The 10830-nt window shown below is 42.1% G+C and carries 6 protein-coding genes; 5 read left to right on the plus strand and 1 reads right to left on the minus strand.

What is annotated here, in order from left to right; translation table 11 throughout:
• The first annotated feature begins 3 nt into the window (after positions 1-3).
• On the plus strand, positions 4-747 hold the full coding sequence (locus BUC20_RS10140; protein WP_073231761.1) for a hypothetical protein: 744 nt from the start codon (positions 4-6) through the stop codon (positions 745-747).
• Between the two features lie 10 nt (positions 748-757).
• Here BUC20_RS10140 and BUC20_RS10145 read toward each other — a convergent pair whose 3' ends face one another.
• Positions 758-2065, minus strand: coding sequence for a glucosidase family protein (locus tag BUC20_RS10145; protein ID WP_073230537.1), 1308 nt, complete (start codon positions 2063-2065; stop codon positions 758-760).
• 176 nt (positions 2066-2241) lie between these two features.
• On the opposite strand from BUC20_RS10145, the gene BUC20_RS10150 reads away from it, so the two are divergent.
• From BUC20_RS10150 to BUC20_RS10165, 4 genes are all read left to right on the plus strand, one after another.
• Positions 2242-4575, plus strand: coding sequence for a GH92 family glycosyl hydrolase (locus BUC20_RS10150; RefSeq protein WP_073231762.1), 2334 nt, complete (start codon positions 2242-2244; stop codon positions 4573-4575).
• Positions 4576-4700: 125 nt separating this feature from the next.
• Entirely contained in the window at positions 4701-7760 is a 3060-nt protein-coding gene (locus BUC20_RS10155) for a SusC/RagA family TonB-linked outer membrane protein (protein WP_073230539.1), read from the plus strand.
• A gap of 95 nt (positions 7761-7855) precedes the next feature.
• Positions 7856-9445, plus strand: coding sequence for a RagB/SusD family nutrient uptake outer membrane protein (locus BUC20_RS10160; RefSeq protein ID WP_073231763.1), 1590 nt, complete (start codon positions 7856-7858; stop codon positions 9443-9445).
• Positions 9446-9512: 67 nt separating this feature from the next.
• Positions 9513-10820 (plus strand): glucosidase family protein, encoded by a 1308-nt coding sequence (locus BUC20_RS10165; protein WP_200800920.1) that lies wholly within the window; start codon positions 9513-9515, stop codon positions 10818-10820.
• The last annotated feature ends 10 nt before the right edge of the window (positions 10821-10830 follow it).

Here is a 10830-nt window from a genome sequence, read left to right on the forward strand (position 1 = left end):
CCTATGGAAAGAAACTATACAAAAGACTATATTGAAATCTCCAACCAGTTTAGAAAATCAAATGCTGACAAGGAAAGTGTTGAAAAACTCTATGATTTGTACTATGAACTGGAAAAGATAGAGCGAACAAAAAGTGATGACCTCATCCTTTCTAATATTTATAGTCTATTAGGGTTTCATCAATCTGCTTACGAAGTTTTTCAGGCAGCTGCAGACTTAACTGACAGAAAAAGCGTAGCAAAACTTTATGTGATGGAAGAGAAGGCTAAATCTCATAAAAACAACTTTATCATAAAAGATATCCGGAAATATAGAGACCGGAAAGAACAGATCAGACTTGATTTAACGGACTTTATCAGGTCAGCAGCTGATGAGGTTAAATACGAAATCCTAAATAAAAACCTTGTTGTTTTCAATAAAACGCTTAAAGACGGTAAGATCGAAATTTATCTCCCTGACCGTCCTGTTGAAATTTATGCTGACCGGATTATCAAGTACATCGTTTGGTTGTCAGACTGCAAAAGCGAATTGATCCACTTTTATAACCATCAAAACAACAGTTGTGCTGAGGGACAGGCCGATGAAGACTGGTATGACACCTTAGAAATATTCAGTGTCAGAGTCACCATCGGCCAATCAACTGATATTTTTGCAGATATTTCAGTTGGAGATGATCTTTCTCCGGATCATATTCTGGATATCGAAACGACAAACCAAACGATTACTGCTATGAGTTATGACGGATAGAAAGAGCCGGTCATTTTTTATGGACGACTGCCCAGTCCCGGAACTGCTTTATTGCTTTGCTCAATACCCCGGCTGATCCTTTAAATTTACCTGATCCGTCTGGTACATCCCCTTTGCCATACCACTCATAGAATCCTTTGTTTTTAACCACACGGTTGATCATGGGCCGGACTTCTTCGTATGCTTCTTTTACAAAACCATGTGCAATGAGTTGTTGTATCATTCTTCCGCCAAACCAGGTCCAGTCTCCTCCATTTTGATAAACATAAGGATTGGCCATGCCTCCTCTGAAAAAACCTTTAGGATAGGTAGGGTATAAGGTCAGGCCAATACTTGGCATTCCGGAGAGTTTTACGTTCTCTACCATTTGCCTGTTGACGATTGCAATCTCTTCTTTGGAAAGTAATCCTGCTTCTATTGCCACTGCCGTGCCGCCATGATAATGAATGCTGTTTTCATCAAAGCCAGCCGGGACCGGAGATTTCCCGGGATAAATATGTGGGATAAATTTTTGCTTTTTTGTGTCCCAAAGGTGTTTTCTTACCTGATCATGAATGTTTTTCTCAAGTTTCGTCCATTGCGCTGTTTTCTGCTCATCGGGTACAACTTTTATTAAATATTGCAGAGCAATCATGAACATGGCATTGTCGTAAACGTCGATCGCTTCATCTGACAGTTTGTTCCAATCACAACCAAAATCATCATTTGGCTGTACATCGCCCCAATCTGCAGTCATGGCTCCCCATAGTAAACCGTATTTTTTGTTGTAACGTTCGCGTAATAAGTAGGCAATCATTTTTTCTATTCTGCTGAGCACAGTAATGCCGGCTACTTTCTCTTTTAACAGGGTAACATCCCCTGTTTTTTGAATGTATTTCCCCACCAGTTGAATGAGCGAAGTTTCCTGATCGGTTTCAACGGTATTTTTAAATCCTACATGACCGGGAGCAGCCTCTGAGTAATATGGAGTATCATCATTCCAGGTGAAGTCTTTTTTCAGCACATAACCATCTACCATCTCATCGTTTTTTTGCTGAAGGGCAAAAAAGAGAAGGATCGCTCCCCGAATCTCTGCTTTCGGGTACAGATCCAGGGAAGTTTCAATCATTGTATTGAAATCACGTGCCCAGATCTGAGAGTAGCCGCTTCCGGCATTGAAACCCTCTTTAACCACACTCTTTGCCAGACTGTCGACCATGTTGAGTGAGGAATCTGCAAGGATCAGATCAGCTAATTCCTGATCCTGAGTTTTTTTTTCAGTATCGCATCCGATCATGAGCAATGAGCAGAATGAAATGTAAATAATAAGCTTGTTCATAAGGTTTGGTTTTTATGTGTGTACATACAAGTATAGTAAATTTTATATTTACAAGTACATAATGAGGCTTTTTAGTGTTATTGTTAATGATTTTATCTATTATAAAGAGTTGCTAAACAATATTTTTTAAAATATTTGTTCAGTTTTAATAAGTATGTATGTACATTTGGTATATCATGACCAAAAGAATTATTCTCCTGTTATTAATTACTATTCACACTGTGCTGCTCTATGCGCAAAGAGAGAAGGGGCCTGTTCAGTATGTGAGGCCTAATATTGGTTCAGCACATAGCCGATACTTCTTTTATACGCCGGCAGCTGTTCCCTTTGGGATGGCCAAACTGGCGCCGAGTACGAATGGGAGTAATGGAAATGCAGGGGGATGGGAAGCTGTAGGGTACGATGACCGTCACCGTTCAATTGAGGGCTTTGCAAATTTTCATGAATTTCAGATTGGCGGGGTGGTGTTTGCACCAACTGTGGGCCAGCTGAAAACCTTTCCAGGTAAAGAAGGGGAGCGAAATTCGGGATACAGATCTTCTTTTGATAAGGCAGACGAATATGCTACTGCCGGATATTATCGGGTATGGCTAAAAGATTACAAAATTAAAGCAGAACTGACTGCTACACAGCGGGTCGGTTTTCATCAATACACTTTTCCTGAAACAGATTCTGCCAATGTGATTTTTGACATTGGCCATAAGATGGGAGAGAGTGGGCCGGTATTGGATGCGAAAGTAACCTATGATGACCGCCACGTCTGGGGTTATGTGGTGACAAAGCCGGTATACGTTCAGAAATACCAGGAGGCAGCAAATGTGACGATGTATTTTTATGCGGAGCTGGATAAAAGCCCTGTTTCCTATGGCACTTTCAAAGACAGTATAGCCCATCATGGACTTAAAAGCATACAAGGAAAGGGTGCTGGCATATACCTGCGTTTTAAGACAAAGAAAGGGGAGCAGATTGGAATTAAAACCGGTCTTTCTTATACTTCTGTAGAGAATGCAAAACTCAACCTGATGAAAGAAGCATCAACCCTGACTTTTGCAAAGGCGAAAGCTGCAGCGATTCAAAACTGGAACAATTCATTAGGCAGGATTGCGGTAGAGGGTGGCCTGGAGCAGGACCGTATTAAGTTTTATACCGGACTATTCCATGCACTTTTAGGTAGAGGATTGGCGAATGATGTGAATGGTGCGTACCCTAAAAACGATGGGACAACCGGACAAATAGCGCTTTTGAAAAATGGCAGCCCAATGCACAATCATTACAATACGGATGCAATTTGGGGTGCCTTCTGGAACCTGACTCAGCTATGGGCGATTGCCTACCCGGAATACTACAATGATTGGGTGCAAAGTCAGTTATTGGTTTATAAAGACGCTGGCTGGCTTGGTGATGGCATTGCAAATAGCAAATACGTATCTGGTGTGGGAACGAATTTTACAGGACTGGCCATTGCGGCGGCATATAATGTGGGAATCAGGGACTATGATGTTGCTTCGGCCTATGCCGCAGTAAGGAAAAATGAACTGGAAGGGAAAGACCGGATTCCGGGAGCTGGAAAACTGGATGTCGGTGTTTTTGTAAAAAACGGCTATTCTCCATATGTGAAAGACCTGAGCGGCAATCCCGAATTAAATACAGAGGGTTCCCCTTTTGGTGCCTCTCATACTTTAGAATATTCTTTTTCTGCCTATGCAGCAGCACAATTTGCGAAGGCACTCGGTAAGACCGCAGATGATCAGCAGTTGAGTAAACTCTCTGAAGGCTGGAAATTGCTTTATGATCCGGCTACAAAATTTATCAGACCGAAGGATAACCAGGGTAAATTCCTGGACAAGTTTAACCCTTTAGAATCCTGGAGAGGATTTCAGGAGGGAAATGCCTGGCAGTATACCTTTTATGTTCCCCATGTTCCCGAGCAATTGGTGAGTCTGGTGGGCAAAGAGATCTTCAGCAACCGGCTGGACAGCATTTTTACTGTTTCACAGAAAAACTTATTTGGAGGAGGAAAACATATCGATGCCTTTGCAGGGATCGAAGGCTTATATAATCATGGTAACCAGCCAAACCTGCATGTTTCCTGGTTATTCCATTATGCCGGAAGGCCAGATCTGAGCCAGAAATGGGTGAGGGCAATTTGTAATGAATTTTATGGAACTGATGGTATCCATGGTTATGGATACGGGCAGGATGAAGATCAGGGACAGTTAGGGGCATGGTATGTCTTATCTGCAATGGGATTGTTTGATGTAAAAGGGCTGACAGCACCTGAACCTTCTTTCCTGATTGGAGCTCCATTGTTTAAAACGGTCAGGATTAAGCTTCCAAAAGAGATCAGAAAAAACGATTTCTTAATTGAAGCTGATCAACAGCAGCCGGATCATCAGTATGTACAGCGTGGAACTTTGAATGGGCAGCCTTTGAAGGGCCTGACCATTAAGTTTAATGAACTGAATAAAGGGGGGATACTTAATCTGGTGCTCAGCAACCAGCCCAAATAAAAAAAAACAGCCTGATCATTGGCCGCAATTTCTCAAGCAGAAAAGGCGGGATGGAACTGCTATGCAATTTTACAAACCGAATAACAACCAACTAACCAAATATCAAATCACTAAATCTGTATGAAATGAAAAGAATGTTTGTTTTTCTAATGTCCTTGCTGATATACCTGGGGGGATACACAGCAAGTTATGCACAATCCTCTTCCGGAATTCTGGTAAAAGGCGTCGTTTATGATGCCGCAAACCGGTCTGTAAGCCTGCCTGGGGTAGGAGTGACGTTAAAAGGGGGCAGTAAAAGGACCGTGACCAATGGAAATGGAACTTTTCAGATCGAGGTGCCTTCTGCATCATCTGTGCTGATTTTCAGCTATATCGGTATGCAAAATCAGGAAGTTAAAGTTACCGGAAATCAGGAATTGAATGTGTTTATGAGTGCGGATAGTAAAGCACTGGAGGAAGTGGTCGTTACCGGCTATGGAACACAACGCAAATCTGATGTAACGGGTTCTGTAGGCGTAGTTTCCGGCAAAGATCTCCTTACCGCTCCTGCAACCAATGCTTTGCAGGGTTTAAAAGGAAAGGTAGCGGGGGTCAATGTGTTTTTAAATTCCGGATCCCCTACAGGTAGTCCAAAGGTATTAATCAGAGGACTGGGAACGATCAATTCATCTTCAAATCCTTTGTACGTTGTAGACGGGGTGGCGATGGAAGATATTCAGTTTCTGAATCCAAATGATATTGAACGCATGGAAGTGCTGAAAGATGCCTCTTCGACCGCAATTTATGGTGCCCGTGGTGCAAATGGGGTGGTTTTAGTCAGCACAAGAAGAGGGGCGTCCACTGAAGGTGTAACGGTGGGTTATGATGGTTATGTCAGCCTGGGGGTATTGCCTAAGAAACTGGATATGCTGAATTCAGATGAATTTTTACAGGTCATTCAAAAAGGCTTCGAAAATTATAGCAAGTATAACCCAACAGGAACTGCACCAGTATTCAGTAAAAAAGATCCGAGATTGTTTGACGCAAATGGTAAGCCTTTATATGATACAGACTGGCAGGAAGAATCCACGCGCACCGCATTTTCACATAATCATCAGTTGAGCGTACTGGGGAAATCAGAGAAATCTTCGTTCGGCGCATTTATGAATTATGGCAGAACAGAAGGGATCATGCTCAACAGCTGGCTTAACCGCATCAATTCCAAGATCGCATACGATGCTAAACCAAAGAAATGGCTTTCCCTTGGTTTTAATTTGTTAGTGAACAGTACCAAAGGTAATGAAATTCAGGAAGATGGCGGAGGGCAGTCGCCAAGACGGTCGATGCTGGAAATGCCGCCAATATTTCCGGTGAAATTTCCTGATGGCGGTTGGTCAAATAGCAGTATGATTTCAGATCCTTATTCTCTTGAATCCATTGCGAATCCGGTGCATGTACTCAGCACACAAGACAGGCTTAGAAAAAGAAACCAGCTATTTGGCAATACTTACCTTACTTTTCATCTGCTCCCTGGACTGGACTTACGGACGCAATTCGGATTTGATAAACGCGATAACCTGTTCCAGGATTACAATCCTACTGATTTAACCAATATTTCTGCCCCTCTGGGATATGCATCTATTGAAAATCAGCATTCCTTTTACTGGCAGGAAGAGACTTATTTGAATTATAATAAGGAATTTGGAGACCATCGTATCAATGCTGTTCTGGGATTAAGCTGGCAGGAAAGAACTGCAGAAAACGGCTTTGTTTCTGCTCAGGGATTCTCAGATGATTTTTTCAGGTTTAACGGCATACAATCTGCAAGTCAGCCGGGAGCTCCAACTTCTTCCTTTGACCGCTGGGCGATGAACTCTTACTTCTTGAGGGGGAGCTATAGCTATAAAGACCGATACCTGCTCACCCTTACAGGACGTGCGGATGGATCTTCCCGTTTTGGAAAAAACAATAAATACGGAATGTTCCCATCCTTTGGACTGGGTTGGGTAGTATCTAAAGAGAATTTTCTAAATCAGGTACAGGCAATTGATGAGCTGAAATTTCGCGCCAGTTATGGGGTAACGGGAAATACAGAAATACCAACTTATCAATCTCTGGGCACGATCTCTTCAGAAACCACTTTGCTGAATGGTACCCGGGTATCTACAAGCTTTGTAAACCGGTTGCCAAATCCAAATCTGGAATGGGAGAAAACGAAACAGTTTGATGCAGGATTTGACTTGTCTTTATTCAAAAGCAGGTTAAAACTAGGAATGGATTATTACCATAAATTAACTACAGATCTGCTGTTGGACCGTCCGATACCTTCCTCTACAGGTTTTGCTGTGGTAAGGGATAACATTGGTTCGGTTTCAAACAGAGGGGTAGAGATTTTATTGAGTGGCAGTCCGATCGTAAGTCAGGATTTCAGATGGGAATCTACCTTGAACTTTAGTTACAATAAAAACAGGATAGAAGCATTAGGTGCTAATAATGAGGATATCTTCCCGGGACCTGGTTTTGTATCCGGTAGTCAGACCATTTTGCGCGTTGGCGAAAGCTTGAGCTCTTTTTATGGTTATAAAAGACTCGGAATCTGGGGAACAGACGAGGCGGCCGAAGCTGCTCTTGTAGGGGCAGTGCCAGGCAGTGCTAAAAGGAGTACCCAACGTGGGGTTATTGGTAAAGGACTGCCAGACTGGAGCGGAAGTTTCATCAATAACTTTCGTTATAAGAGCCTGGATCTGAATATCGAAATGCAGTTTGTTCATGGTGTGGATATATTACAACAGTTTTTCCATTCTACTCAGGACCGTACGGGATATTCAAATGGATTCAGCTCCACATTATATGACAGCTGGACGCCACAAAACCAAAGCGGAATGATTCAGCAAATCCGTAATGGTCCTTATTCTGGTCAGAGCAGTGAAGTAGACGACCATTGGGTGGCCAATGGGTCATACCTGAGGGCAAGTGCGATCACACTTGGCTATAACCTGACACAAAAACAATTGATGAAGTACAATTTAAAAAGTATGCGTTTTTATGTAAGTGTTCAAAATGCCTTCTTAATAAAATCAAAGTCATTTAAAGGCTATGATCCGGAAGCAACTTCTTACGGCGATAACCAGTGGGGACAGAATATTTACTTCCACCAGTATCCAAAACCCCGGACTTTTACATTGGGCGCAAGCTTCCAGTTTTAAGTTTGGCAATTGCACGTTTACTAAAGAGAACATTTAGCAAAGAACGTGTTTAGCAAAGAGAACAATAGATATCAACTGAACTCAAAAAAATGATTATGAAACCTACGATCATATGTTTATTACTAGTCATGATACTTGGCACATCATGTAAAAAATTCCTGGATGAAGTTCCGAAGGACGAGATTTCCAACGGTCAGTATTTTACAAAGCCTCAGCATGCGGAAAATGCTGTAAACGCCTTATACAGGACTGGTGCGCCGCAATTGTATGAATCAAATTTAGGATCATACTCCGGCTCAAGAATGATGTTTGGCCCTTATATGTCGGGATATATTGACAACGAATTTAAAGGGCAGGAGATTCACGTTCAATATGCTCAGAATATGACGTTGAACGGAACCAACCTTTCTTCCTATTTGCAGGCCATGTGGAGTAGCATGTATAATGGAATAGCCAGGGCCAATAATGCAATCAAGTATATTCCTAAAACCCCGGGACTTTCAGATCAGCGATCAAAACAGCTGTTAGCGGAAGCAAAGTTTTTCAGGGCATACGCTTATTTTCAACTGGTACGTCTGTATGGGGGACTTCCGTTAATTACGGAACCTTATGAAGACATCAGCAATATGGAGGTCGAAAGAAGTCCGGTAGATAAGGTCTACGAGTTGATTACTACCGATCTTGAATATGCACTGAATGAAGGCGGGCTTGCCGACCTTGCGATGATCAATAACGGTGGCCGGATCACTAAAGGCGCTGTTGCTACCTTACTGGCTGATGTGTACCTTACCATGAGTGGCTTCCCTTTAAATATGGATAGGTCAGCTAAGGCTGCAAGTGCTGCGAGGGTGGTCATTAATTCAAATAAATATAACCTGACTGCACATGGTCTTGATGCGGATGGCAATGTGGTTCCTGCAAATTCAGCATACAATAAGCTGCGCTTATCTGATAATTCTGCAAGCGAGTATATTTATTACTTTGAATATGCTGTAGGGATTGCTACTTCTACCTATGCTTCATGGTCACTGCCTGCAACCGTTACCTCAGAAACTAAATATGCGATTACGGCCAATACTTTCGCTCCTTCGGATAAGTTTTTAGCAGGTTATCAAAAAACGGAGGATTTAAGGATACAGGAAAAGCAATTCTTCCACTCTTCCCTTACCAGAAGTAATGGTACAACTATAAATTTCGCAACTGCACCTTACCTGTGGCTGGATCAGGAAGCGGTGTTTGGCACGGCAACTTCAGGCAAAGATCAGCCTATTTACACTTATTCAGATCCCCTGTTAATTGCTGCGGAATCTATTGCACTTTCTGAAGGAGTAACGACAGAGGCGGTTGATTACTTATCAAGAGTGAGGGGCCGGGCTTATTGGAAAACAGACATTTCAACAATTAAGTTGCAACTTTCCCAATTATCCAAAGAGGATTTTATTAAAGAAGTATGGAAAGAACGGTTCAGAGAGCTGGTGTTTGAAGGACGGATATGGTTCGACATTCAGCGGACGAGGTTATTCCCGGTTCCGGCAAATAATGGAACAGGAAATATTTTGTTTGAACCGGTAATTGGTCACGCAAATAATCATGGAGCCATTATCCAGCAAAAGAACCTGCTGCTTCCAATAGCTACAGATGAATTGCAAAGGAATCCAAAGCTGGTTCAGAATCCGGGATACTGATACTAAACAGGGCCTCTTTGAGGGAGGCCCATTTAAATTTTTTTATTTTTAACAAACAAATTGATACATGAAATCAACTACTATTTATGCCTTTATGGCGGTGTGTTGTCTTTCTTTTTCTGCCCAGGCACAAAAACAAGATCGGAAAGCACTGGCTAAGACTATCCTTGCAGATGCCCGTTTGGACACCATTCAGAAGAAAGCGTTAAAATTATTAGACGGTTTTTCGGCCGGAACATCTTATAGTGAAATATGGATCAGAGACTTTAATACTTTTATTAAGGGCTCTTTGAAAGTTCAGACTAAAGAAGAGGTCAAAAGCAAATTACTGATGTTTTTTAAAATACAGGGCAATGACGGCAATATTGTAGATGGTGTGGTAGAGGCAGCGAAAGCACAAGGGGGATATGATTATCGTCGTTCGGATTTGCTACCTGGTTGGGCTGCTCATAAAAACACTGTGGAAACCGATCAGGAATCGTCGTTGGTGCAGGCAGTAAAACAATATGTTGAGGTGACGGGAGATCAGAGCATACTGACAGAAGTGATCGGTGGAAGAACCGTTTTGCAAAGGATAGAAGATGCTTTCAGCTATATCAGGAAAGAGCGTTGGTCGGAAAAATATGGATTGGTTACCGGTGCAACTACTGTAGACTGGGGTGATGTACAACCGGAAACAGGTTGGGGTGTTTCGATCAATGACAAGACCAAAATGGCGATTGATATTTATGATAATGCCATGTTTGTAATGGCTATCCATGATTTTTTAGCGATAGCGCCTAAAGGTTATAAGACCGTTGAGAATTGGAAAAACATAGCTGATCAGGTGAAAAAGAATGTCCGTAAACATTTATGGATGAAGGATGCTCAAAAATACAGACCCCACATCTATTTAAACGGAAGTCCATTCTCAAAAAACTTTGATGAAGATAAAATTTTATATAGTGGCGGTTCGATCTGCGCCATCCTGGCTGATTTTAATACCAGCGCTGAGGTTGCCGAGATCAATAAACAAATCGTAGCTGCAGCCGGAAAGGAAAAATATGCCACAATTGGAATGACGGTTTATCCGCCTTATCCTGTGGAGGAGTTTCCTAATATGAAGGCCTATCTATATCAAAACGCCGGAGACTGGACCTGGTTTGGCGGACGAATGATGGGTGCTTTATTAAATTTCGGGATGGCCAAAGAAGCTTATGAAGAATTGCTGCCAATGGTAGACCGTACACTTGCCAAAAAGGGCTTTTTTGAATGGTATGATGTACAAAACGGTGAACCTAAGGGATCTGGTAATTTCAGAGGTGAAGCAGGAGTATTATACGATGCAATTACCTTGTTGAAAAACTGGGCTGAAGCCGAAAGTAAAAAGAATTAATACAATATAG

This window comes from Pedobacter caeni, from assembly GCF_900129215.1.
GTDB lineage: Bacteria > Bacteroidota > Bacteroidia > Sphingobacteriales > Sphingobacteriaceae > Pedobacter > Pedobacter caeni.

Coding starts and splice junctions, on each gene's coding strand:
- BUC20_RS10140 (WP_073231761.1), top strand. CDS start 4: ATGGAAAGAAACTATACAAAAGACTATATTGAAATCTCCAACCAGTTT.
- BUC20_RS10145 (WP_073230537.1), bottom strand. CDS start 2,065: ATGAACAAGCTTATTATTTACATTTCATTCTGCTCATTGCTCATGATC.
- BUC20_RS10150 (WP_073231762.1), top strand. CDS start 2,242: ATGACCAAAAGAATTATTCTCCTGTTATTAATTACTATTCACACTGTG.
- BUC20_RS10155 (WP_073230539.1), top strand. CDS start 4,701: ATGAAAAGAATGTTTGTTTTTCTAATGTCCTTGCTGATATACCTGGGG.
- BUC20_RS10160 (WP_073231763.1), top strand. CDS start 7,856: ATGAAACCTACGATCATATGTTTATTACTAGTCATGATACTTGGCACA.
- BUC20_RS10165 (WP_200800920.1), top strand. CDS start 9,513: ATGAAATCAACTACTATTTATGCCTTTATGGCGGTGTGTTGTCTTTCT.